This window comes from Roseibium sp. AWQ4_290, assembly GCF_056160985.1.
This window is the reverse complement of sequence record NZ_JBSWYG010000023.1, coordinates 21,110-43,770: the sequence shown is the minus strand read 5'-3', so window position 1 is coordinate 43,770 and position 22,661 is coordinate 21,110. Positions and strand designations below refer to the sequence as shown.

The following is a 22,661-nucleotide window of genomic DNA, read 5'->3' as shown; positions in this document are numbered from 1 at the left end:
GTCAGCGGTCCTTCGGTTTGGCCGGGCGCATTACATCCGCGGCCCCGGCAGCCACCCAGAAAAGGGCTGCCATCTTGATGGAAAACACCGAATTGGAAATCGTCATCAAAAGGGCGATGTAGGTGGCCGAGAGGGCCTTGAACTGAATGGCGCGCTGGTCCTCATACGGGGCAAACATATAGAGCGTCCAAAGCCCCAGCAGGCCTATGGCCCCGGCCTGGGCCAGGGCATAGGCGAAGCCATTGTCGGCCAGAAACGGCACATTGGCATCGACCCCGAAAAAGGCTTCCGGTGTGACCTCCTGAATGAGCTGGCTGGCATGCAGCAAGCGGCCTGAAAAGTCATCGCTCCAGCCGATGCGGGTGGACCAGCCGCCATAAAGGGCAAGGCCAAAGAGGATCAGCACCGGCAGGCTCCACCAGGTCAACCGGGGCAGAACCCGTCCGGCGGCGGCCGCTCCGATCAGGGCCACGCAGACGAACATGCCAAAACGGGTGTCCGGCAGGACAATGGCAATGAAAGCGGCGGCAAAGAGCAGGGCGCGGCGGCGCATTCCCGACCGGAAAAGGGCCCACAGGCACAGGAAGGCCCCGAAATTGCCCATGGTGACCGGCTCAAGAAACACGGAGGAGGCGCGCACCTCGCCCAAAAACCCGAAAAAGTTCCGGCCGCCAAGCCGGGTGCTGGATACAAACAGGTTCGAGCCTTCGACAAAATTTGCATCCGCGCTCAAGGTGCCGCGGGCAACATAATAATCGAAGATGTTCACTACCCGCGTATAGACATCGAGAAAGAAAAACTCGAACAGCCCGACACTCAGGACAAGCCCGGCGCAGATCCAGACCAGCCGGTCAGCCTCTTCGATATGGCGGATCTGCCGGCCGATCAGGTAAAACACGATCGGGATCAGGAAGTCGCGAACGGCCTTCAGATCAAGCTCGGGCCGCAGGGCCAGGATCAGCGCCATATAGCTGAGATAGAGAAAGACGAGCACCAGAACCAGGGTGTTCCGGCTGAAGGCGAGGACCAGAGCGCCGCCCAGAAGCGCCAGCTCGAAAAGGATAACATGGCTTTCGGAGATGCGCAGTCCATTGGTGTTCACAATGGCGAGCAGGAAATTGAACATCACCGCACCGAGCACGACCGCGTAAACGGCCCGTAGCCAGAGCCGGTATCCGTTCAGGTCCTGCGCCCCGGCGGCCCGGAGGGCGCCCTGCCGGTCAGTCAGGCTTGAGGACAACATTTCCGATGATCCGCTTGTGCCAGGGCTCCAGGAAGGCCGCCGCATGTTCAAACTCGGCGGCCGGTGTGCCGTCCTGTGCCGTGATCAGAAGAATACCGTCACAATGGCGCAGCAGCACGGGCAGAACCGGGCTTTCGTCGATATGGCCTGCATCCACCAGGAAAATATCTTCGGTTGATGTGGCCAGATCACCGCCTGAGGCATATTTGCGCCGCGAGTCGATCTGCTCCACGTGCAAAAAGCCGGACAGTCCTTCCCCGGTTGCCGCTGTATCCTGCTGGACGCGTTCGGCCGGACCGGAGAATTTGGTCGCCATCTGAGAGAAAATCTCGCGCGCGGATTGTCCGGATTGTCCGGATTGTCCTGATTGTCCGGGCTGACTGCCCTTTCGCGGCACCTGGCTGGCCTGCCGTGGGGCTTTTGGTCCGGTTGCCGTTTGGGCAAAAAGAACATCCTCGCCCATGTCGTGAAGCTCTTCGGCCAGGCTGCGGACAAAGCCCTTTCCGGCGCCACTCCGCCCAACGCTCAAGGCCAGAATGTTCGCAGGCCTTGTGTCGGCCAGGGCGTGGCGGACCGCATAGGCTACCCGCGCGCTGGCAACGGCCGTTTCGCGCTCCGGGGCGCGGCGGGCAGGAGAGCCAAGCCTGGGAAAAGCCCTAAAAGAGTGGCCGGGTTTTGGCGGCGCGGTCAGACTGGCCAGGATCGGGGCTCCGGTCCGCGTGACAAGTTGCCGTTCGGTGACCATCGTGCCCTTCAAGAGCGTGATCCCAACGGCACCGGACGCGGCAACGGCAAATCCAAAGACCAGGGCCGCTCCGAGCACAACAAGCTTGCGCGGTCCGCTCGCCTCGCCCGGCACTGGCGCCTCCGACAGGATGCGGGTGGTGCTGGTGTCCAGATCGGGCAGTTCCTCCAGCTCCCGGGAGCGTTTCAGGAAGGCCTCATAGATCGCCCGGCTCGCATCTGCTTCGCTTTGCAATTGCCGCAGTTCAATCAGCGCTTTGCCTTGAGCCGTGGTTTCCGATTGCAGGGATCTTGACCGCTGTTCCAGTGCGTTCACGGTGGCCTGGGCCTGCTCATACTGGCTGCGCACCGATTGTTTGATCCGCTGCAGCTCGCTCTGGATTTCGCGTTTGGTATTGGCAAGCTGCGACCGCAGCTCGCGCAAGGTAGGATGGTTGGTGCCCAGGGTTGCCGCCGCTTCTGCTTCCTGCTGTGCAGCGCGGGCATATTGTACTCTAAGGGAATTGAGAACCGAATTGCCCGTTGCGGGCGGCACGGACCCCGCCTCCACATCCGACAGGGTCAGCGGCGCCATCTGATCGTAAAGCGCCTTGACCCGGTCCAGATCGACCCGTGCGGTGGTGATCTGGGTGTTGAGGGCTTCCAGCTGCTGGCCGACCACCGAGCCGCCAGCGGTGCTGATCAGGCCTTGCCGGGCCTTGTAGGTCTCAGCGGCTGCCTCGGCAGTTTCCACCCGGGCGCGCAGCTGCCCGGCCTGTTTGCTTAAAGACAGGCTGGCCCGCGCCAGTGCGTCGCTCCGGCTGCTGCGGGTCTGATCAATATAGGCGCGGGCCGTCTCATTGGCGATGGCAGCGGCCAGCTGCGGATCGGGATGGCTGACCGTGATCGCAAAAACAAAGGACCGGTCCAGCCGGTAGACCTGAAGGATCTCCCGCAGGGCTTCCAGTGTGGCATTGCGGGCGTCGTTTGAGGAGCGCCCCCCGCCGGCAAGCCCGCCCGTGAGCAGTCCGGTCAGACGCTGGCGCAGACCGGGCCGCTGGAAGGATGCATTGTCGTCGAGCTGGAGCGTGTTGGCGACTTCGTTCAGGACACCTGCGGACAGGATGACGAAGATCTGGCTGTCGAGATCCATCCCCTTCAGGCTCTGGTCACCCTGGAGCTGGGTCGGGTCCGTGCCGAGAATCTGGACCCCGTCAGGCTGGATCAGAAGCTGTGTGGTCGTCTGATAGACGGGGGTTTTCAGAACCGCATATCCTAGGGCAAGAGCGGCGAAGACCAGGGGAGACACGATCAGCCACACGGTATGACGCCGCAGGATTGCCGGTATCTCTGAAAGTTCGATCATTCCGCCATCGTTCTGACTTGGGGGCCGTCAAGCGCCCCGGTTGGAGCTGGTTGTTAGGCCATGCGTTCTGCCTGTGCCGGGCGGGGGCCTGTTGCACCGCCGCGCACCGGTCCCTGAGGGTAAACAAACATGATTAACGCATCGCAAAGATCGTTCTTGGATGCAAATCGCAGATAGAACATCTTAAAAGTTTACTTCAGAAAAAATTTTAGATGATGACGAAACGAAATATTCACGATAAACGAGGGGCGTATGACCACGTTAAGCCAAATTAAGTTTATTTCCACTAAGAAACATTTGGTCGTTGGCGAAGTAAGAAATGAAGAATGCGTTCAGTAAACTATGGCTTTCCGATAATGAATAAGGTGGATGTCAATCTTCCTGTCCGGGCGGATACCACGACTATCGGGCCGCTGGCGATTTCGCGGCTGACAAGCTCTCAGGCCGTTCAGCTGATAAGGTCCGCGATCTTGATGCATCAACGGCTGGATATTGCCATCTGCAACGCGCACACGACGTTGACCGCACTGTATGATCCGCAGTTTGCCAAAACACTACAAAAGATGACCCTTTTGAATGATGGGGTCGGAGTGAACATTGCAAGTCACTATCTGAACGGGACTTGCTTTCCGGAAAACCTGAATGGCACGGATCTGATCCCGACCCTTCTTGCAGAAGTTGGAACGCCGCTCCGTATCTATCTGCTGGGCGCAAGCGAAGACCGGGTGACACAGGCCAAACGCCATATCGTCGAGACGTACCCCCAGCACAAGGTTGTCGGATGCCGGAACGGTTACTTCGATCTGGCTGACAGTGTGGCCATTTGCGAGGGCATCAACAGCACCGGGGCGGACCTTCTGCTTGTCGGCATGGGCAATCCCCGGCAGGAAAATTTCATTGTCCAGAATCGTGAACACCTGAACGCGACCGTCGCGGTCGGCGTCGGCGCTCTGTTTGATTTCCTGTCAGGATCGGTGATTCGGGCACCCCGTGCCGTACAGGCCGTCGGCCTGGAGTGGTTGTTCCGGTTTCTGCTGGAACCGCGCCGTCTGTTCCGCCGCTATGTCATCGGTATTCCCCGCTTCCTGTTCGCTTTGTGGACTTTGAAGCGCAAACAGCCCTGACAGTCCCGCCCGGATCAGGCGTTTCTGGCAAGCTCCTTTTCAACCTGCGCCAACATGTCCTGAAGGCTTGAAACGGTCCTGGTTTCAGGCAGTTGAGGGCGGTTGATCATGATCACCGGAACATTCAGCATGCGGGCGGCATCTATCTTTGCATAGGCCCTTGTACCGCCGCTGTTCTTGGTGACCACATGGGTGATGCCATGGTGCCTGAAGAGGGCACATTCGTCCTGTGCGGAACGCGGCGGCCGGGCCAGAACCAGATCCCAACGGGCCGGCAGGGGCACTGAAGGCGGTTCGATCATCCGCACAAGCGCAGAAAGATCCGTGCGCTGGGTGAACTGGCCGATTTCCTTCCGGCCAATCCCGAGAAAGGCCTTCGCCCCGGCGGGCAGGGCGGAGGCCGCAGCCGCCATCGTCTCCACCTCGATCCATTGGTCGCCGTCTTGCACCGGCCAGGGCGGGCGGTCCAGGCGGATCAGCGGCTGAGCCAGTTGCTGGCAGGCTTTCGTGGCATTGCGGCTCATTTGCGCTGCGAAGGGATGGGTGGCATCGATTACCAGCGTGACCTGTTCTGCCCGCAGATACGCGCAGAGCCCTTCAACCCCGCCAAATCCTCCAACCCGGGTGGGCAGGTCAAGCGCGGGCAGATCCTTGACCGCTCCGGCAAAGGACACCGTGATCCGGAGACCGGGAAAGGCTTGCTTGAGCCTTTCGGCAAGCTGGCGTGCTTCAAAGGTTCCGGCCAGCAGCAAAAGGTGGTCAGGTGTTGTCAAAGCCGCTTTCCCCCAGAACCATGCCGGTCCGGTCCGTGACCAGAACCTCAAGCGCCACCGGCGCGTCTTTCAGGATGTGGCGGACCGCCTGTTTTGTGCGCCGGGCCAGCAGCGTGCTCAGGTCCAGCCCGTCCGCAAGCGAGGTGTCGAGCACTTCCTTGGCGGTGTTGGCCGCCGCAGCTTGTTTGATCAGGGCTTCGGATGCGCCTGCCTCCTCCAGCAGCTCCTGAAGAAAGCTGAAGTCGACCGAGCTGCGGGCCGAATGAAGATCGAGGGCGCCTTGCGCCAGCTTGGAGAATTTGGCGAAGCCGCCGGACAGGGTCAGCCGGTCCACGGGGTGGTGGCGCAGATACTTCAACAGCCCGCCCGCGAAGTCGCCCATGTCAAGATAGGCCGCCTCATCCAGCTGATACCGTTTGCGCACCGCCTCTTCCGAAGACGCCCCCGTGGCGCCAACCACATGGGAGAGACCACCCGCCCGGGCGACATCAATGCCCCGGTGAATGGAGGCGATCCAGGCGGCACAGGAAAAGGGGCGCACAATGCCGGTTGTGCCCAGAACCGACAGGCCGCCGACGATGCCGAGACGCGGGTTCATGGTTTTTTGAGCCAGCTCCGCTCCGCCGTCGATGGAGATTTCAATCTCCACATCCCCCGGCGCTCCATAGGCTGTAGCGGCCCCGGCAATGGCCTCAGCCATCATCTGGCGCGGCACCGGGTTGATGGCCGGTTCCCCAGGCGGGATGGGCAGGCCGGGCCGGGTCACCATGCCGACCCCGTCCCCTGCCGAGAACCGGACCCCGGTGCCGGGTGCCAGCAGGCGCACGGTGGCTGTGATCAGCGCCCCGTGGGTCACATCCGGATCATCGCCCGCATCCTTGGTGATGGTGGCGCTGGCGCTGTCCTTTGACAGCAAGGCGTGCCGGGTGAGGGCAAAATCCGTCTCGCCGCCCTTGGGCAGGGCAATGGTCACCGGATCGGGAAAGCGGCCGCTCAAAAGCGCGTAATAGGCGGCCTTGGCAGCTGCAGTCGCGCAGGCCCCGGTCGTCCAGCCACGTCTGAGGTCTTTAGGCTCCGGTGATGACATGATCCCTCTATAGCCGATGTTCCCACCCTGTGCGCGGCCTCTTTGCCGGTGTCCCATGGCAAAAGGGGAACGGCGGTACCGCGGCGGTGTCGTATTCCTTCTCTTTTCCAGCACGGACCGGCTTGGCGGGCGAAGGATTGCCGGATAAACAGGTTTCATGGACGAACCGCATCATGTGACTGCAATGCCAAGAAGCCTTCCGGTGTTTGAGCCCGGCTGGGTCTGGCTTGCAGGCGCCGGGCCGGGAGATCCGGGCCTTTTGACCCTGCATGCCCTCAACGGCCTGCGCCAGGCGGATGTGGTGGTCTATGATGCGCTGGTCGACCGCAGCATTCTGGACTGGATGAAGCCCGGGGCGGTTGCCGATTATGCGGGCAAGCGTGGCGGCAAACCCAGCCCGAAACAGCGCGATATCACTTTGAAGCTGATTGAGACGGCCCGTGCGGGCAAACGGGTTTTGCGGCTTAAAGGCGGCGATCCGTTTGTGTTCGGCCGGGGCGGGGAAGAGGCGCTTGGGCTGGTGGAGGCCAGAATTCCCTTCCGCATCATACCGGGCATCACGGCGGGCATTGGCGGGCTGGCCTATGCGGGCATTCCGGCCACCCACCGGGACTGCAATCAGGCGGTTACTTTCCTGACCGGCCATGACCAGACCGGCCTGACGCCCGATGCGGTCAATTGGGAAGGCATTGCCAAGGGCTCGCCGGTGATCGTCATGTATATGGCGATGAAGCATCTTGAAAACATAGCCGGCAAACTCATAGCCGGTGGACGGTCTGTGGACGAGCCTGTGGGCATTGTGTGCAATGCGTCTTTGGAGGGCCAGCAGGTGCTGGAGACCACGCTTGGACGCTGCGCGGCCGACGCGGCAGCTTCCAGCCTCAAACCTCCGGCGATTGTCTGTGTCGGTGAGGTGGTGCGCCTGCGCGCCGGGCTCGACTGGCTGGGCGCGCTCTCCGGCAAGGTGCTGGTGAGTGACCCGCTGGGCCTGCATTTGGGCCATCCGCGCGGGCAGCGGTCAGCCGATGCCGGATAGGCTCCTGCCGATGGATCAGATCGCTGGTCCTGCAAAGGGGCTTCTTGTTGCAGCCCCATCCTCCGGCTCGGGCAAGACCACCGTCACCCTGGCTCTGCTGCGGGCGTTCCGCAATGCAGGCCGGTCCGTCGTCTCGGCCAAATCCGGTCCTGACTATATCGATCCCGGCTTTCACCGGGCGGCCAGCGGCAAGGCCTGTTTCAATCTTGATGCCTGGGCCATGGGGACGGGCACATTGAAAGGGCTTGCGTGCGCCCATGGGACAGGGGCGGAGCTGTTGCTGGTGGAAGGGGCCATGGGTCTGTTTGATGGCGCGGCGAACGGGCGCGGATCTGCCGCTGATCTGGCTGCCTGCTTGGCGCTGCCCGTGATTCTGGTGGTGGATTGCGCGCGTCAGGCCCAGTCCATAGCCGCGCTGGTTCATGGCTTTCAAAGCTTTCGCCCCGATATCCATCTGGCAGGCGTGATCCTCAACAGGGTTGGCAGTGCCCGTCACGAGGCCATGCTGCGCGCCGCACTGGCCCCCGGCGGAGTTGACATTTTCGGCGCTCTGCCCCGGTCAGACGAGCTGATCCTGCCAGAGCGCCATCTGGGACTTGTTCAGGCCGGCGAACATGCGGATCTGGAGGCCTTTCTGGACCAGGCCGCGGCGCTCTGTGCACAGCATCTTGATCTGGCGGCCTTGAGTGCCGCCGCAGCCCCCCTTGAGGAGGCTGGCGGGCGTTCCATTGATCTGCCGCAGCCGCCGGGACAGCGAATTGCCATTGCACAGGACACCGCCTTTGCGTTTTCCTATCCTCATCTCCTGTCTTTCTGGCAAGCCCAGGGGGCCGAACTGAGCTTCTTTTCCCCCCTGGCAAATGAAACGCCCGGACCCAGCGCCGACGCGGTTTTTTTGCCCGGCGGCTATCCGGAGCTTCATGCGGGCCGGATTGCAGCGGCGGAGCGTTTTCGATCTGGTATGGAAAAGGCGGCCGCTTCCGGCACGCTGATCTACGGGGAGTGCGGCGGCTATATGACCCTTGGCACCGGCCTCACCGATGCCAAGGGCCTCCGTCACCGGATGCTGGGCCTGTTGCCGCTGGAAACCTCGTTTGCAGCCCGCAAACGGCATCTGGGCTATCGCAGGCTCACACCGCTTGACGGGCATCCCTGGCAGGGCGCGCTGGCAGCCCATGAGTTCCACTATGCCTCGATCCAGTCGGAAGGCACGGCAGAGCGGCTGTTTGCGGCACAGGACGCAGCAGGCACAGCCTTGCCCGATATGGGCCTGAAGTCCGGCTCCGTAATGGGCTCCTTTGCCCATGTGATTTCCAGGCACCCTTAAGATTTCAAACCGAACTCAGCCCGTTCCGCACAGGCTCTCCTGAGTTTCTGCAAGCCGGGCAGGCTTTCTTGCCGTGGTCCCACGCCCGGAAAGGAAGCCCATGGATATTCTGATCGTCAACCCGCCGCACACGGCCATCGGCAGCCGGATTCCGGATGATCATCTGCCGCCTCTAGGGTTGTTGTCGATTGCAGGGCCGCTTCTGGATGACGGGCACAAGGTTCGCCTGCTTGATGCCGAGTTCGGTCCGCTTTCCCCGGACCAGATTGCCCGGAACATTGCGGAGAGCGGCTGTGATCTTTTGCTGATCGGCCACTCCGGATCAACCTCGGCCCATCCGACTGCCGCTAAGATCGCCTGTGAGGCCAAGGCGCTCTGCCCTGGGCTGACGGTGATCTATGGCGGTGTCTTTCCCACCTACCATTGGCGCGAGGTTCTAAAGGACGCGCCGCAATTCGACATCATTGTCCGGGGGGAAGGAGAGGAAACCTGCCGCCAGCTTGTTCAGGCCTTCGCAACGGGGCAGCCTCTCAGCGGGGTGCGCGGCCTTGCGTTCCGGAAGGAGGGCAAAGTTACCTCAACTGCACCACAGCCGGTGATCCGGGATCTGGATGCCTACCGGATCGCCTGGGAGCTGATCGATTTTGCCGACTATTCCTATTGGGGCGGAAAGCGCGCCGTGGTGGTGCAGTTCTCCCGGGGGTGTCCGCATCCGTGCACCTATTGCGGCCAGCGCGGCTTCTGGACCCAATGGCGACACCGCAATCCGGAACGTTTTGCCGGTGAGATTGCCTGGCTGCACCGGAAGCATGGGGTCGAAGTCTTCAATTTTGCCGATGAAAACCCGACGTCTTCAAAAAAGATGTGGCGCCGGTTCCTGGAGGCTCTGATAGCGGAAAACATCGATGTGTCATTGGTCGGGTCCACCCGGGCCGACGATATCGTCCGGGACCGGGATCATCTTCACCTTTACAAGAAAGCAGGTGTCGAACGGTTCCTGATGGGCATGGAACACACAGATGAGGCCGTTTTGAAAAAGGTGCGCAAGGGTGGCGCCACCAGCACCGACCGCGAGGCAATCCGGCTGATGCGGCGCCATGGCATGCTGTCCATGGCCACCTGGGTGGTTGGCTTTGAGGAGGAACGGGACCGGGATTATTGGCGGGTGCTGCGTCTTCTCCTGGTGTATGACCCGGATCAGATCCAGTCGCTCTATGTCACGCCGCACCGCTGGACACCGCTGTTTGCCGAGATCAGCCACCGGCAGGTGATCCAGCTTGACCAGCGCAAATGGGATTACAAACACCAGGTCCTGGCGACCCGCCATGTGCCGCCCTGGCGGGTGTTTTTATGGGTGAAGGCAATCGAGTTTATCGTCCAGTCCCGCCCCAGGGCTCTGTGGCGGCTCTTCACCTTGAAAGACAGGAAGCTGCGCCACGGTCAGGCCTGGTACTACCAGATGGGCAAGCGGGTGTGGTTCCATGAGGTGTTCGGATTTCTCTTCAAGGACAAGAGGGTGAAGGATGGGCCAAGCGTTGCTGGTTTCTGGGGCGACAATCTGGAAGACGAAAACGCCCTGGCACGCCCGCAGCGCCTTGGTTCCGCACCCGGGCTGGCTCCGGGAACCGAGCCAGAAACCGCATCTGGCCCCGGGGCCGGTTAAGAAAGCCGGGAGACCAGACGGATGAAACGCGATTTGCTTTAGAGGTCTTCTGCAAGGTCTACCTTCAAGAGATCCTGCCAGATATCTTCCACCCAGGTTTTGATCTGAAGGGCTTCGTCCCAGCGGTTGGACAGTTCGCGTCCGTCCGGGCCGGTCATGGCATAGTCGGGCGGGCCAAGTTCGCATAAGAAGATGCAGGTGCCGTCCGTGTTGCGGGCCTGCCACCCGGCCAGACCCTCGCGCCACCACCCCTTGAACATCTCCACCCATTTCTGGTTCTGCGGAAAGTCCAGCTGCAGCTGGATCTGGCTGCGGCTGGCCACCCGGCCCTGAAAACTGTCGGAGCGCTCCAGGATGCGGCTCATGTGCGCCGCATCGCGGGGACGCAGGGGGCAGGCCATTTCCCTGGCCGTGACATAGTGGGACAAGTCCGCACAGAGCCGCATTTCGGGAACCGCATCCAGAAGAAGCAGGGTGGCAAAAAGGTCATTGGTGATGCAGTCGCGGTGGGTCTCAAACAGGATCGGCATGCCTTCCTGTTTCGATATGTCGATCCAGGCGCGGATCACCGGGATCATGGCGTCCACACTGAGCGGCATGACCTGGCCGATCACCACCACAAAGGGGGCGCCGAAGTCGCTGGCCAGTTTCAGCGTCGGGCGCAGGCCCTCAACTGTTTTGGGAAAGTCCACCAGAAACGGTGTCAGCCCGGCCCGGGCCATCATGGGCTGAATGCGCTTGATATCCTCCTGCGGGGTCGCGCCGAAATCCAGCGCCATGCCGGCATAGCCGGCCTCTTTCACCTTCTCGATCACCTGTTCGAAGGGCAGCTTCACTCCGCTCGGGTCATGGGGCTGCAGGGCCCAAAGGGACGTGTAGACGTCAAGCGACCGGCTCATTCGGCGGCAATCCGCATCTGGCGGCCATTGACCGGAACAACCCAGACCTCGTTCATCGGATAGGCGCTTTCCTCTTTCTGGCTGAGTTTCTTGATCACCTCGATCTGGAACTCGATCCAGCCCATGCGCCAGACCTCGCCGCCGATCTTGGTCTCGATCTTGTCGTTCAGCTGTTTCAGCTTCCAGAACGGCACGGAGGGAAAGGTGTGATGGGCGGTGTGATAGGGCATTTGCCAGCACAGCCAGCGGACAAAGCCGTTGGCGCGGGTGCTGCGGGTGTTTTCCAGAATATTGTCCTCATGGCTGAGGCCAAGATGCTCGATCGTGTTTTGCAGCTGATGCACCGGTTTGGTCAAAAGCATGGGCAGCAGCCAGAAGGTGGCAAAGGCCCAGCTGCCGAGCAGCACAGATCCGGCGATGATCAGGACGTAGAGCGCCAGGTGAATGCGGCTTTCGCGGATGATCCGGTCCTCTTCATCGGCTCGGATATAAGGTTCGGCGATGATGCCCCGTGCCCGGCGGAGCAGCCCCACCACCCGGTTGCGCCAATAGGTGATCCCGCTGACCCAAAGCAGATAGGTGCCCAGCGTATAGGGTTCGCGCACCAGCTCGCCGTCCCGCTCCCAGTCCTGGGTCCATTTGTGATGGGCAAAGTGCATCACCTGGTCGAAATCCCGGGGAAACAGCATCAAAAAGCCGATGATCCGGCCCCAGATCTCATTCACCCGGCGGGCGGTGAACACCGTGCCATGGGAGAGTTCATGCTGGGCAGCATAAAGGAAGTTCAACAGCACACCGAGGCAGAAGCCGGTCACCAGCACCCAATAGGTGCCCATGGCAGCGGCATGGAGGGCGCCAATAGCGGCAATGGCGCCGATATGGCTGAGCATCTGGGCCCAGCCGCGCAGGTCCGAGCGTTTGTTGAGCGCGTGAAGCTCGGCAGGCTCCAGCAATTTGCGGCGGGAAAATTGCGCGTCCATAAAAGGCCCTCTCAGCCAGATATCTCTTCATGAGGCCTCCGGCAGATGGTGCTGGAGCGCCTCATACGCAGAAAATCGTACCGATTAGGTTTTTGCAGGTCTATTGATATTTCCGGCGCTTAATGCTGCAATTCATGCATGAATATGCCTTCTCTTTCTGCGCTTACCGTTCTGGACGCTCTTGCCCGCACCGGCTCTGTGCGGGAGGCGGCCAGGGAGGTGAAACTCAGCCAAAGCGCGGTCAGCCACAAGCTGAAGGCGCTGGAAACCCGGCTGGGTTTCCAACTGACCCGGGCGAAGGGGCGCGGCGTAGTGCTGACCGGAGAGGCCCGGCGCTATGTGGAGGCCATTCGGCCTGCCCTTGCTGTGTTGCGGCAGCCCATCGCGGCCGGGACCAGGCCCGGGGCAGCCTGGATATCGCTGTCAGTTCAGGGTTTGCGGCGACATGGCTGGCTTCGCGCCTGTCCGGTTTCCTGAGCGGTTATCCGGAAGTGTCCTTGAAGCTGCGCAGTGTTGCAGCCGGGGAAAAGCTGCCCGAGTGCGATCTTGGCATAGTGTTCACCGATCAGCCGCCGGAGGGGGCGGACCATCTTCAGGACGTGTCTTTCTTTCCGGTCTGCAGCCCCGGGTTTTTGAGCCGGAATGGTCCGCTCACCCTCTCCGGGTTCCCGTCGCTGCCGCTCCTCCATCTGAACACGCCGCGCGACTGGCAGCTTTGGCTGGAAGCACATGGGGAGGTGTCGGACCCCGGGCCGGAGAGAGGCACACAGGCAGGCTTGAAACCGGCTGGACTTACGCCGGATCTGGCCACGGGTGGAGCGCTCTTTACCGGCCTGCTGGCCATGTATGCGGCCGCGGAAGCCGGCCTTGGCCTTTGTCTTGGCGACGGTGTCACCTGCGGCAACGCCCTGCGCGCGGGCCGTCTCGTCCGTCCTTTCGGCCTTGAGCATCCCGCCCGCGCCGCCTACTGGCTCACCGGCCCCTCCGCGGGTCTGACGGCCCCGGCCGCCGCCTTTGCCGATTGGCTGCGGGAGGAGGTGGCGGGGTAAGGGAGGATTTGCTTTTTCAACTGGTAGGTTTACGGCACTGCTGCGAAGTTTTCCTTGAAGTATCTCGTATATATATTAAAATAATTTTCAATATAATATAGTGATATTTGTTATAAATAAGATATTAAAATATATAGAGAGTAATATGTTATTTAATAATAATAATAATTTTTGAAATGTTTTTAAATTTTGATAGGCGCTCTTTTTGCTGGGGTTGTTGCAATGTGAGATTGCGGAGAGCCAGCTACGACGAAAGCTCAGGGCTTTCCAATCCTTTGTTCTTGTGCTGGTGGATCTATTGGGGCAGGCCTAGGATCTGCTAGTCACCTGAATCTCAAGTTCGTCACATTTCCCGGCACGACCCGAACGAACTTCAGATTCAAGAAGGTGACTAGCAAGTCTATGTTTCTAATGTGGTTTTCGGAATCGAAATACGCGACGGCGCGCGCTGCACAAATCGGGCGTATTTCAATTCCACGACACTAGACAGACACCCAGCCGCATTCGGTGGTCTGGTCAAAGGCGGAAAGCGGGGAGGCGATGGCGGACAGCAAAATAAAGGCCCTGACCCCGGAGGGGGAGGGGCATCAGTTTGTTTTTTACGGGGACAGCTGCTCCGGTATTGCGGAAGCGCTTCATGCGCAAAAGCTGGCCAGGGTGAATGCGGTCGTGCAGCGGTTGGACCCAGCGCCGGAATGGGTTGTCTTTCCGGGGGACGAAATCATTGGTCTGGTGCCCGGAGAAGCGGAACTTCGGCAGCAATGGGCCTATTTTTTCGATGTGGAAATGGCCTGGCTGAGCCAGTCTGGTATTCCGCATTACCATACGACCGGCAACCATACGGTCTATGACAAGATGAGCGAGCGTGTGTTCGCCGCAGTCATGGCGCACCTTCCGCGCAACGGTCCTGAGGGACAAGATGGTCTCTCCTATGTCATTCGCCGGGGTGATGTGGTGATGGTGTTTGTGAACACGCTCTGGAGCGGTTTGGGCGGGGAAGGGCATCTGGAGCTGGACTGGCTGGCAGGAACCTTGAAAACCCACGCGGATGCGCGCTGGAAATTTGTGGTTGGCCACCATCCCGCCTTCACTGTGAACGGCTATGGTGGCCCTTATCAGCGCAATATAGGCCCGGAATATGCCGGAAAGTTCTGGCAGATCCTGACCGGCAATGGTGTGACTGCCTATCTTTGCAGCCATATCCTGGCCTTTGATGTCCAGTGCCATAAGGGTGTCTTGCAAATCACCAGCGCCGGTGCGGGCACCGCGCACCGAATGCCGGACGGTGTTGAATATCTTCACTGTGTTCAGATGGCGGTCGATCAGAACGGGCTGCGGTATCAGGTCCTGGATGAAGACGGCCAGCTCCGCGAGCAGTTGTGCTGGCCTCCGGACGAACCTGAGGCTTTGTCACCGTTGCAGCAGGGCATGCAGTCCTGTCCCTGGGGCGGGCGCACCGGCAGCGATCTGGTAACACAGGTGCGTCTTCAGGGCCGTATCGAGGGAAGCAGCGCAAGACAGACACTTCTGGCGGCCGTTGAGGACGACGGGTCCCGCCCGCTTTGGATCGGTCTCACCGGGCGGCAACGGCAGCTGACACTTGTATTACAGCCAGAGCGGGGTCGCAGCCCTCATCAGTGGCTGGGGCCTTGTCTGCACGATGATGAAGCGTTTGATCTGGACATTCTGCTTCATGGCGGCATGGGGCCGGGCGGTCTCTTGTGGCGCCCTTCGGGACCCGGAGCCTGGACCGGCTTCCATGGTCTGTCGCCTCATGGCCTTGAACGGGTGATCTGGCCGAAGCATCTTTGCGTGGGGCAGTGCGGCGCGGCCGATTCGGACACACGGTTTGAGGGCGTGCTTGCCGTCTCTTTCGGCCTTGTCTGAGGCCGCAGCAAATTGGGACCGCAATTGCGCTATGGCTTCAGAGCTGGCCTCACCCATCCCCCGCCTTTTTCGGCCGCAGCACATGCACATGGTTGGCGTCATAAAGCGCACTGTCGCGGAAGCTGCCGGGGGTCAGGGCGTGGCCGACGAAGATGAGGGCGGTACGGGTGATCTTGGAGGTGCGCACCTGACCCGCGATTGTTGACAGCGTGCCGTGGATGAACGCTTCATCCGGCCAGCCCACCCGGTAGGCCACGATCACCGGACAGTCCGGACCGTAATGGGGAGTGAGCTGGCGCTCGATCTCCCGCAGATTGCGGATCGACAGGTGGATGGCCAGGGTGGCGCCGCTCCGGCCAAGCGTGTCGAGATCCTCCCGGTTGGGCATGGCGGAAGATTGCATGGCCGTGCGGGTGACAATCACCGTCTGGGCAACTTCGGGAATGGTCAGCTCGGTCTTGAGGGCCGCTGCCGCCGCCGCAAAGGCGGGCACGCCCGGAGTGATGTCGTAGGCAATGCCAAGCGCGTCCAACCGGCGCATCTGTTCCGCCGTTGCCCCGTAGATGGAAGGGTCGCCGGAATGGACCCGTGCAACATCCTGCCCGTTGTCATGCGCTGCGCTGATCTCCGCGATGATGTCGTCCAGGGTCATCGGCGCGGTGTCGATTACCCGGGCCCCTGCCGGAGCGGCCGCTACGATCTGCTCCGGCACCAGCGAGCCCGCATAAAGGCAAACGGGGCAGGACTGGATCAGCTTCAGACCGCGCACGGTGATGAGGTCCGGGTCGCCGGGCCCGGCGCCGATAAAATGAACGGTCATGAATTTTTATCTGTCTCTGGAGTGGGACGGTTTGACGGGGACTGGCCGGACACTTCCGCGCTCCGGGGGGCAGATGGCTCCGGCGGTCCTTCTGCCGGGGGCGTTTGGTCTGCGGTGCGGGGCAGGGGCTCCAGCAGGGATTCCAGCAGCATGCCCGCCTGCATGTCGGATTGGGGGTCCGGCACCGAAGGGGTCGGGTCCGGCAGGAGCTCAGGCACACGTTCGCGCAGCGCCTCAAACAGAGGATTGGCGTGCTTTTGGGGAGCCGGGTCCGGCTGCGTCTCGTACAGGGCATCGGCCTCCGCATCTGCAACCGAAGTGGACTTGGCGTCGAAAGGCGCATCGGGCAGCGGGGGCAGGCCTGTCTCCGGCGCCTTTTCGGCAGGGCTGCCGGGCAGCGTTTCAGGCTCCGGCAAACTCCCGGCTGGCGGCAGAGGCGGCGCGGATGGTACCGGACTGTCTGTGACTGAAGGCTCTGGGGTTTGTGGAAAGTCTGGGGCGGCCGGAGCCGGGTCAGCGGCATGAAACACTGGTCTCAGGGCATCGATCCGCTTGGCATAGCCGCGCGGCGTGTAGACGAAGATGCTGCCATCCCCCTTCATGATCGCCCGTGTGTTGGACGAGCCCACCAGAACGGTGGTCAGCATGTCCACATCATCCACCGAAAGGGCTTTGAGGGTGGTCACGCGCAAGGTCTCGTCCGGGCGGCCCAGATTGATGCCCAGCACTACCGGTGTTGTCTCCGGCCGGTGCTTCAGCAGGATCTCCCTGGCAGCGGCCAGCTGGGTCCTGCGGCGCTTGGAGACCGGATTGTAAAAGGCGATCACGAAATCCCCTTCTGCGGCCGCGTGAAGCCGGGCTTCAATCGCCTCCCAGGGGGTAAGCAGGTCGGACAGGGAAATGGCGCAGAAATCGTGCCCGAGCGGGGCCCCGATGCGGGCGGAGCAGGCCTGAAGCGCGGAAATGCCCGGCGCATTGGTGACCTGCACCCGTTTTGCCGCATCCGACACACCGCCAAATTCCTCATTTCTGTGCAGCAGCTCATAGACCAGGGCACCCATGGCATAAATGCCCGCGTCGCCGGAGGAAATCAGAGCAACAGTCTTGCCCTTGCCCGCTTCTTCCAGGGCAAAGCGCACCCGGTCCTCTTCCGCGCCCAGAGGGAAATTATGATGGGCCTTGCCGGTGATATGGTCCTTGACCAGATCCAGATAGAGCGAATAGCCAACCACATCGGAGGCCTCGGACAGAAGCCGGGTGGCCTCCGGGGTGCGCCAGTCATCCTTGCCCGGACCAATACCGATCACCGCCAGATGGCCTCTGGCCCGGCCCACCTTGTGCGGATCGAAGGGTTGGGGTGCACGGGTGATGGCACAGGTGGCATGCTCGGTCTTCTGTTTTTCCACCACCAGCGCGCTGAACGCACCAGCGGCGGCCAGCGAGGCACCTTCAGAAACGCCATGGCAGCCGACTTCCGCATAGACCACATTGGATGGGTTCTTGAGGCGCGGTGTCTCGCGCTGCAGCTCCTCGGCGGAAAAAACGCGCAAGGGCACGTCGAGATGGGCGGCCAGCTCCGTCACCGCTGCCTCGTCGGCCTTCAGGTCGATGGTGGCGATACAGGCTATGGCGCCTGTTGCTATTCCGGCGTCTTCCAGCTGCGTTTCCACCAGATCGATCAGTTCCCGCGGGTCGCAATGGCGGGCGCAGCCCACACCGACCGCAAATTTCTGCGGGTGGTAGACAAGGCGGGTGGGCCCGCTGGCCTCCGGCTTTTCACTGGCCACCAGGGAGAGGGCAGCGTCGTCCGCAAGCGGCAGCTTTGCATCGTTCAGCCAGTCGGCGCGCCCTTCCAGGCGCACCTCGGCACCGGACAAAAGCTCCGCCATCACCGGCTTGGCGTCTTCCGGGTTGGCCAGCCGCCAGCCCTTGGGGGGGACGTCAAGGGCAATCCCGAGCTTGGTGTCTCCGGCGGTGGTGACCGCCGCATGGCCGCCAAGGGCCCGGGCCAGGATCCGGGCCAGTTCATTGGCACCGCGATGGCCGCCCAGAAGCGGCACGATGCTGGAGCCGTCCTCCGACACTGCAATCACCGGCGGCTCGGTATGTTTGTCCGACAGGATCGGCGCCAGCGCCCGGATCAGAATGCCGCTGGCGCAAAAGCCGACAATCGGATGCCCGGCCTTGAAGAGCAGCTGCAGGTGCTCGATGGTTTCGTTGAACTGGGTGTCCGCCGTCGGCACCCGGCCCGCCAGGCCGTGAATGCGGGCGGTCGAAAACCGTTTGGCGACATCCTCGGCTGTGTCGAGGCCCGCCTGGTTCAGGACAAAAAGGATGGGGGAAGCGTCCACGCTTCGTCTCCCTTGTAAAGAAGGATCATGGAAAAATAGGGGGCTGTTTCTGCCTTAAGGTCAATGAGGCGGGAGACTTTTTGCTCAGGTAAACTGGCGCGCTCCACATAGCCGGCCTGATCCAGCAGGCCCATCCGCTCCAAAAGGGCCTTCAGGCGGAGCAGATGGCGGCCGACCTTCATGATCGCAACCGCCTGGGAGGCCTCGATCCGCCGGGCCAGCTCGTCATCCGGCAATGGGCCGGGCAGGACGGTCAGCACATCCTTGCGTGCGGTCAGCGGGCGCTGAAGCTGTGCGGCGCAGGCGGTGAGCGAGGTTACGCCCGGCACGATCTCCACCTGGAACCGCCCGGACAGGCGCTCAAAAAGATACATGAAGGAGCCATAGAAGAACGGATCGCCTTCACACAAGGTCACCACATCCGCACCAGTTTCCAGAACGGCGGCGATTTCCTCCGCGGCTTTGGTATAAATTTCCTGCGCGGGAAAACGGTCAACGCGCATGGGCACGACAATCGGGATCTCGCGGGCCCCATCGGGAATGACACCGGCCGCAATGGACCGGGCGAAGCTGGGGCCGCTGTCAGGCGCCGGATAGGCGATGACCTGGGCGCTGGCAATCAGCCGATGCGCTTTCAAGGTCATCAGCTCCGGATCTCCCGGACCAAGGCCAATTCCGTAAAGAATGCCGCTCATCAGCGTATCAGGCTCCATTGTGTCACGGGCATGTGTGGCCGCCAGCCGGTCAGGCCTCCCACCGCACTGGCCCGGTGAACGGCCAGCTTTTTCAAACTGCCACCATGGTGCTGATAGGCCGCCAGAAGAACCGCTTCGCTTTCCAGGGTCACCGCATTGGCCACCAGCCGGCCGCCGGGGGAAAGCGCCTTCAAGGTGGTCTCGACCAATGCGGGGGTGGTTAAGCCGCCGCCGATAAAGACGGCGTCAGGTTTCGGAAGTCCCGCAAGCCCCTCCGGGGCAACTGCATCGATCAGTTCAAGCTGGGGCACCCCAAGGGCCACGGCATTGTCCGCCGCCATTTCCCGGCGGGCGGCCACCGGTTCCAGGCCGATTGCCCGGGTACGGCTGGCGGCGCGCAGCCATTCAATGGCGACCGAGCCGCAGCCCGCACCGATATCCCACAGGAGGGCGCCTGGATAGGGTTTCAGTTCCGCAAGGGTGATGGCCCTTACATCCTGTTTCGTCATCTTGCCGTCATGGCGGAAGGCCTCGTCCGGCAGTCCGGGCGTGCGGGGCCGGACCTGCGTGCCCGGATCGGCGGCAATGTCAAGTGCAAGCGTGTTGAGTGCGGCGGTCTCGACTTCCCAGCTGTCGGCGGTGCCGCTCAGGTGCTGTTCCCGCTCACCGCCGAGATGTTCCAGAGCCGTCATCCGGGTGCGGCCATAGCCTTCTTCGTTCAGAAGACCGGCCGCCAGTCGCGCGGTTTCTGCACCGCTGGTCAGAACCAGCAGCCGGGCGCCGGGGTAAAGCGCAGCGCGCAGCAGATCCAGCGGGCGCCCGTGGACCGACAGGCAGTCGCAGTCCTGCAGGGCCCAGCCCATGCGCGCGGCGGCCAGTTGAAAGGCGGAAGGGGACGGCAGCACCGCTAACTCCCCGGCGGAAACATGCTTCAAAAGCGAAGACCCCATGCCGTACCACATGGGGTCGCCCGAACACAGGAGCGCAACCGGCTGGTTCTTCAGGTTCCGAAGCTCCTCAAAGACTGCGGCAAAGGGTGATGGCCAGGGTCTTTTTTCGGCCGCGAGCGGACCGGCCAGCTCCAGATGCCTCGCGCCGCCATAAACGATCCGGGCCCGCTCCAGGGCCGCATGCGCGCCGCCTGACAGGCCGCCATCCTCGCCAATGCCGATCAATGTGAGCCAGGGCGCGGTCATGCGCTGTCCAGCCTGTAGGGTTTGACGGGTTTGGGCTCAGACAGGGCCTCAGGCTTGCCATCCGATGAGGGAGCCACAGAGCGCGTGCCTCTGGATCTGGAAGCTGGAGGCGTCTGGCTATCGCCGGGTGCAGAGGACGGCCGGTTCTCCCCTCCTGTGGCGGGACCGCCAGGATGGGCCAGGAACCCGCGGGAGCGCAGAGCCGGTCCGCTGCCGGTCCCGATCTTTCGCCCCCTGGCAGCGGCTGCGTTGCTATTGCCCTTGTCTTTATCCCGATCTGGAGCCATGTCAGCGTTCCTCCGGCAAGCCTGCCGCCAGCCCGTTGACGGCTGCTGCTGCAAGGGCAGAGCCGCCGCGGCGGCCTTTGAGGGCCAGATACGGCAGGGTCAGCTCATTTTCAATCAGCGCCTGTTTGGATTCTGCCGCGCCGACAAAACCGACTGGAAAGCCGAGTACGAGGGCAGGCCTTGGGCCGCCCTGTGCAAGGGTCTCCAGCAGCTGAAACAAGGTGGTCGGGGCATTGCCGATCGCAACGATGGCACCTTCCAGATGATCCTGCCACAAATGGGTTGCAGCGGCAGAGCGGGTCGTGCCCAGCTGCCGGGCAAGATCCGGCACGCGGTCATCATTCAGCGTGCAGATCACCTGGCTGCCTTCTGGCAGGCGGGAGCGGATGATGCCATGGGCCACCATTTCCACATCGCATAACACCGGAGCCCGGCGGGCAAAGGCCTTCCGGGCTGCGTCCAGAACCGTCCCCGACCAGGCCAGGTCCCGGGGCAGATCCGTCATGCCGCAGGCATGGATCAGCCGGACGGCCACAGGGGCCAAGGCCTCCGGCAGGCCGGTCAGATCGGCTTCGGCCCGTACAATCGCAAAGGACTGGCGGTAGATTTCCGCTGGATCCTTTTCATAGGCATAAGGGGAAGGCTGCCGGTCGTTCACGTTTTGCGGCTCCTAACCTGGCCGCTTCATGGATTTCGGTCCGTGCGGGTGATCTGCATGCGGGTAGGGATGGTGGTGATGGCCATGGTCATGGCTGTGATCATGGGATTGCCCGTGGCCATGGCTGTGCCCCTGACCATGGCCATGACTGTGCCCATGATCGTGACTGTGGTCATGGGGATGGCTATGATCATGATGGTGGTGGCCGCCAGCCTGCACCTGCTTTTCGCAGGCGCCGGTGCACAATTCGTCGCACAGCTTGCATTCGGCTTCCGCCCCCAGGCCTTCCACATGGTGGTGGTGGCTTTCCTGGGCCAGTCCGACCTCGGCTTCAAATCCCAACACCTGCTCCCGGTATTTGCACATCTGGCAATTCATCAGGTTGGCGCCTTGCAGGATTTCCTGCACCCGGTCGGCCATGGTGTCGAGCACCTGCGGATGGTCGTTCAGATACCCTGCCTTCAGGAATTCGATCTCCGGGTGCCGGGCCGCGACCTCATCCGCCGTGTTGTAGATCCGCTGCACCAGAACACCGGTGAACAGAAAATAGGGGAAGACGATGATGCGCTTGTAGCCAAGCCGGGCCGCATGTTCGAGGCCCGGACCCACCAGCGGAAAGGTCACGCCGGAATAGCAGGTCTCCGCCCAGCCGAAGCCGAAGCCTTCCCACAACAGGCGGGTAATCTTAGTGACATTGGAATTGGCATCGGGGTCCGACGCGCCGCGCCCGACCACCATAAGCAGGGTCTCGTGCAGGGGCACCTCGGTGCCAGCTGCGTCGATGGCCTCCTGAATGCGCGCGGCCGCCGCCTTGACCATACGGGTGTCAACAGCCAGCTCACGTCCATAGGAGATCTTCATCTCCGGATGCATGGCCTGATAGGTGTTCAAGACGGAGGGGATGTCATTCTTGGCATGACCGGCTGCGAACAGCATGCCGGGGACTGCCAGCACATGGGTGCAGCCCTGTTCGCGCAGCTTGTTGAGGCCGTCATGGATCACCGGATTGGCAAATTCCAGATAGCCGTATTCGACGGGCCAGTCCGGAAACCGGGCGGTCAGGCCTTCCGCCAGCTGGGCGAATTGCTTCACCGCGCCCTTGTTACGGCTGCCATGGCCGCAGATCATCAGGCCAAGTTTCTCGCTCATTGGGCGGCCTCGGGCTCTGCGTTGCGGTCCCCTTCAGCGTCTTTGTCCGTTTGCGTCGCGTCTTCTGAAGCTTTTTTCTTGTGGTCTTTCCAGGCAACAAGACCGGCCACGAGCGCGGCTGCGGCGAGTGCGGCTGCGCCGATCCAATGGGAATGTCCAGCCAGCTCGCCCAGATGGCCCCCATGGGCAAAGGCGCTGGCGGGCAAGGCGGCGGCAAACAGGCCGGCAAGAATAATCCGGTGGGGCATGGTCTCTCCCGATGGCAGATGCCGGTGAAGGCACAATGGTAACGGCGCAACGGAGAAGATGAAAGCAAACACACAAAAGGCGGTCCGGTTGCCCGGTCCG

The 22,661-nt window shown here is 62.0% G+C and carries 20 protein-coding genes; 7 read left to right on the top strand and 13 right to left on the bottom strand.

Annotated features, from left to right (window positions below):
* Position 1: 1 nt before the first annotated feature.
* The gene (locus tag ACXAH0_RS20895) at positions 2–1,243 is read right to left on the bottom strand and encodes a UDP-phosphate alpha N-acetylglucosaminyltransferase (protein ID WP_475194821.1); all 1,242 of its coding nucleotides are present in this window, start codon (positions 1,241–1,243) and stop codon (positions 2–4) included.
* Complete coding sequence (locus tag ACXAH0_RS20890) at positions 1,221–3,332, bottom strand: GumC family protein (RefSeq protein WP_475194819.1); 2,112 nt, start codon at positions 3,330–3,332, stop codon at positions 1,221–1,223. The genes ACXAH0_RS20895 and ACXAH0_RS20890 overlap by 23 nt, the downstream gene beginning before the upstream one ends.
* Before the next feature lie 326 nt (positions 3,333–3,658).
* On the opposite strand from ACXAH0_RS20890, the gene ACXAH0_RS20885 reads away from it, so the two are divergent.
* A complete protein-coding gene (locus ACXAH0_RS20885) occupies positions 3,659–4,456 on the top strand; it encodes a WecB/TagA/CpsF family glycosyltransferase (RefSeq protein ID WP_475194816.1) in 798 nt (265 codons plus the stop codon).
* Positions 4,457–4,470: 14 nt separating this feature from the next.
* Here the strand turns inward: ACXAH0_RS20885 and ACXAH0_RS20880 are convergent, their stop codons facing one another.
* Both ACXAH0_RS20880 and ACXAH0_RS20875 read right to left on the bottom strand, forming a co-directional pair.
* Complete coding sequence (locus ACXAH0_RS20880) at positions 4,471–5,229, bottom strand: cobalt-precorrin-6A reductase (protein ID WP_475194814.1); 759 nt, start codon at positions 5,227–5,229, stop codon at positions 4,471–4,473.
* On the bottom strand, positions 5,216–6,316 hold the full coding sequence (locus ACXAH0_RS20875; protein ID WP_475194813.1) for a cobalt-precorrin-5B (C(1))-methyltransferase: 1,101 nt from the start codon (positions 6,314–6,316) through the stop codon (positions 5,216–5,218). The genes ACXAH0_RS20880 and ACXAH0_RS20875 overlap by 14 nt, the downstream gene beginning before the upstream one ends.
* A 157-nt stretch (positions 6,317–6,473) precedes the next feature.
* On the opposite strand from ACXAH0_RS20875, the gene cobA reads away from it, so the two are divergent.
* From cobA to bchE, 3 genes are all read left to right on the top strand, one after another.
* Positions 6,474–7,352 carry a uroporphyrinogen-III C-methyltransferase gene (gene cobA / locus ACXAH0_RS20870; protein ID WP_475194810.1) on the top strand — a complete coding sequence of 293 codons (879 nt, stop codon included), beginning with the start codon at positions 6,474–6,476 and terminating at the stop codon, positions 7,350–7,352.
* A gap of 10 nt (positions 7,353–7,362) precedes the next feature.
* Positions 7,363–8,679 carry a cobyrinate a,c-diamide synthase gene (locus tag ACXAH0_RS20865; protein WP_475194808.1) on the top strand — a complete coding sequence of 439 codons (1,317 nt, stop codon included), beginning with the start codon at positions 7,363–7,365 and terminating at the stop codon, positions 8,677–8,679.
* Positions 8,680–8,779: 100 nt separating this feature from the next.
* Positions 8,780–10,342 (top strand): magnesium-protoporphyrin IX monomethyl ester anaerobic oxidative cyclase, encoded by a 1,563-nt coding sequence (gene bchE, locus ACXAH0_RS20860; protein ID WP_475194805.1) that lies wholly within the window; start codon positions 8,780–8,782, stop codon positions 10,340–10,342.
* Between the two features lie 38 nt (positions 10,343–10,380).
* On the opposite strand, the gene ACXAH0_RS20855 is transcribed toward bchE, so the two are convergent.
* Positions 10,381–11,241 (bottom strand): sugar phosphate isomerase/epimerase family protein, encoded by an 861-nt coding sequence (locus tag ACXAH0_RS20855; protein WP_475194804.1) that lies wholly within the window; start codon positions 11,239–11,241, stop codon positions 10,381–10,383.
* Positions 11,238–12,221, bottom strand: a complete 984-nt coding sequence (locus ACXAH0_RS20850) for a fatty acid desaturase (protein ID WP_475194801.1) — start codon at positions 12,219–12,221, stop codon at positions 11,238–11,240. The genes ACXAH0_RS20855 and ACXAH0_RS20850 overlap by 4 nt, the downstream gene beginning before the upstream one ends.
* A gap of 144 nt (positions 12,222–12,365) precedes the next feature.
* On the opposite strand from ACXAH0_RS20850, the gene ACXAH0_RS20845 reads away from it, so the two are divergent.
* From ACXAH0_RS20845 to ACXAH0_RS20835, 3 genes are all read left to right on the top strand, one after another.
* Complete coding sequence (locus ACXAH0_RS20845) at positions 12,366–12,698, top strand: LysR family transcriptional regulator (RefSeq protein ID WP_475194865.1); 333 nt, start codon at positions 12,366–12,368, stop codon at positions 12,696–12,698.
* Entirely contained in the window at positions 12,632–13,270 is a 639-nt protein-coding gene (locus ACXAH0_RS20840) for a LysR substrate-binding domain-containing protein (RefSeq protein ID WP_475194863.1), read from the top strand. The genes ACXAH0_RS20845 and ACXAH0_RS20840 overlap by 67 nt, the downstream gene beginning before the upstream one ends.
* A gap of 540 nt (positions 13,271–13,810) precedes the next feature.
* A complete protein-coding gene (locus ACXAH0_RS20835; protein WP_475194800.1) occupies positions 13,811–15,157 on the top strand; it encodes a metallophosphoesterase family protein in 1,347 nt (448 codons plus the stop codon).
* Between the two features lie 49 nt (positions 15,158–15,206).
* Here the strand turns inward: ACXAH0_RS20835 and cobM are convergent, their stop codons facing one another.
* The 7 genes from cobM to ACXAH0_RS20800 all read right to left on the bottom strand — a co-directional run bounded on the left by cobM (position 15,207) and on the right by ACXAH0_RS20800 (position 22,561).
* Positions 15,207–15,977 (bottom strand): precorrin-4 C(11)-methyltransferase, encoded by a 771-nt coding sequence (cobM, locus tag ACXAH0_RS20830; RefSeq protein ID WP_475176643.1) that lies wholly within the window; start codon positions 15,975–15,977, stop codon positions 15,207–15,209.
* Positions 15,974–18,328 (bottom strand): precorrin-3B C(17)-methyltransferase, encoded by a 2,355-nt coding sequence (gene cobJ, locus ACXAH0_RS20825; protein ID WP_475194797.1) that lies wholly within the window; start codon positions 18,326–18,328, stop codon positions 15,974–15,976. The genes cobM and cobJ overlap by 4 nt, the downstream gene beginning before the upstream one ends.
* Positions 18,298–19,023 carry a precorrin-2 C(20)-methyltransferase gene (cobI, locus tag ACXAH0_RS20820; RefSeq protein WP_475194796.1) on the bottom strand — a complete coding sequence of 242 codons (726 nt, stop codon included), beginning with the start codon at positions 19,021–19,023 and terminating at the stop codon, positions 18,298–18,300. Before cobI ends, cobJ begins: the two co-directional genes overlap by 31 nt.
* On the bottom strand, positions 19,023–20,219 hold the full coding sequence (gene cbiE / locus ACXAH0_RS20815) for a precorrin-6y C5,15-methyltransferase (decarboxylating) subunit CbiE (protein WP_475194790.1): 1,197 nt from the start codon (positions 20,217–20,219) through the stop codon (positions 19,023–19,025). Before cbiE ends, cobI begins: the two co-directional genes overlap by 1 nt.
* Before the next feature lie 288 nt (positions 20,220–20,507).
* The gene (locus ACXAH0_RS20810; RefSeq protein ID WP_475176662.1) at positions 20,508–21,164 is read right to left on the bottom strand and encodes a precorrin-8X methylmutase; all 657 of its coding nucleotides are present in this window, start codon (positions 21,162–21,164) and stop codon (positions 20,508–20,510) included.
* A 12-nt stretch (positions 21,165–21,176) separates the two neighbouring features.
* The gene (locus tag ACXAH0_RS20805; protein ID WP_475194787.1) at positions 21,177–22,313 is read right to left on the bottom strand and encodes a sirohydrochlorin chelatase; all 1,137 of its coding nucleotides are present in this window, start codon (positions 22,311–22,313) and stop codon (positions 21,177–21,179) included.
* Positions 22,310–22,561 (bottom strand): DUF6732 family protein, encoded by a 252-nt coding sequence (locus ACXAH0_RS20800; RefSeq protein WP_475194785.1) that lies wholly within the window; start codon positions 22,559–22,561, stop codon positions 22,310–22,312. Before ACXAH0_RS20800 ends, ACXAH0_RS20805 begins: the two co-directional genes overlap by 4 nt.
* Positions 22,562–22,661: the final 100 nt, after the last annotated feature.

What these genes read in the sequence shown, in the direction of transcription:
- cobA (WP_475194810.1), top strand. Translation starts at nt 6,474, where the DNA reads ATGGACGAACCGCATCATGTGACTGCAATGCCAAGAAGCCTTCCGGTG.
- cbiE (WP_475194790.1), bottom strand. Translation starts at nt 20,219, where the DNA reads ATGACCGCGCCCTGGCTCACATTGATCGGCATTGGCGAGGATGGCGGC.
- ACXAH0_RS20865 (WP_475194808.1), top strand. Translation starts at nt 7,363, where the DNA reads ATGGATCAGATCGCTGGTCCTGCAAAGGGGCTTCTTGTTGCAGCCCCA.
- bchE (WP_475194805.1), top strand. Translation starts at nt 8,780, where the DNA reads ATGGATATTCTGATCGTCAACCCGCCGCACACGGCCATCGGCAGCCGG.
- ACXAH0_RS20800 (WP_475194785.1), bottom strand. Translation starts at nt 22,561, where the DNA reads ATGCCCCACCGGATTATTCTTGCCGGCCTGTTTGCCGCCGCCTTGCCC.
- cobM (WP_475176643.1), bottom strand. Translation starts at nt 15,977, where the DNA reads ATGACCGTTCATTTTATCGGCGCCGGGCCCGGCGACCCGGACCTCATC.
- ACXAH0_RS20855 (WP_475194804.1), bottom strand. Translation starts at nt 11,241, where the DNA reads ATGAGCCGGTCGCTTGACGTCTACACGTCCCTTTGGGCCCTGCAGCCC.
- cobI (WP_475194796.1), bottom strand. Translation starts at nt 19,023, where the DNA reads ATGAGCGGCATTCTTTACGGAATTGGCCTTGGTCCGGGAGATCCGGAG.
- ACXAH0_RS20875 (WP_475194813.1), bottom strand. Translation starts at nt 6,316, where the DNA reads ATGTCATCACCGGAGCCTAAAGACCTCAGACGTGGCTGGACGACCGGG.
- ACXAH0_RS20845 (WP_475194865.1), top strand. Translation starts at nt 12,366, where the DNA reads ATGCCTTCTCTTTCTGCGCTTACCGTTCTGGACGCTCTTGCCCGCACC.
- ACXAH0_RS20835 (WP_475194800.1), top strand. Translation starts at nt 13,811, where the DNA reads ATGGCGGACAGCAAAATAAAGGCCCTGACCCCGGAGGGGGAGGGGCAT.
- ACXAH0_RS20895 (WP_475194821.1), bottom strand. Translation starts at nt 1,243, where the DNA reads ATGTTGTCCTCAAGCCTGACTGACCGGCAGGGCGCCCTCCGGGCCGCC.
- ACXAH0_RS20890 (WP_475194819.1), bottom strand. Translation starts at nt 3,332, where the DNA reads ATGATCGAACTTTCAGAGATACCGGCAATCCTGCGGCGTCATACCGTG.
- ACXAH0_RS20885 (WP_475194816.1), top strand. Translation starts at nt 3,659, where the DNA reads ATGCGTTCAGTAAACTATGGCTTTCCGATAATGAATAAGGTGGATGTC.
- ACXAH0_RS20805 (WP_475194787.1), bottom strand. Translation starts at nt 22,313, where the DNA reads ATGAGCGAGAAACTTGGCCTGATGATCTGCGGCCATGGCAGCCGTAAC.
- ACXAH0_RS20850 (WP_475194801.1), bottom strand. Translation starts at nt 12,221, where the DNA reads ATGGACGCGCAATTTTCCCGCCGCAAATTGCTGGAGCCTGCCGAGCTT.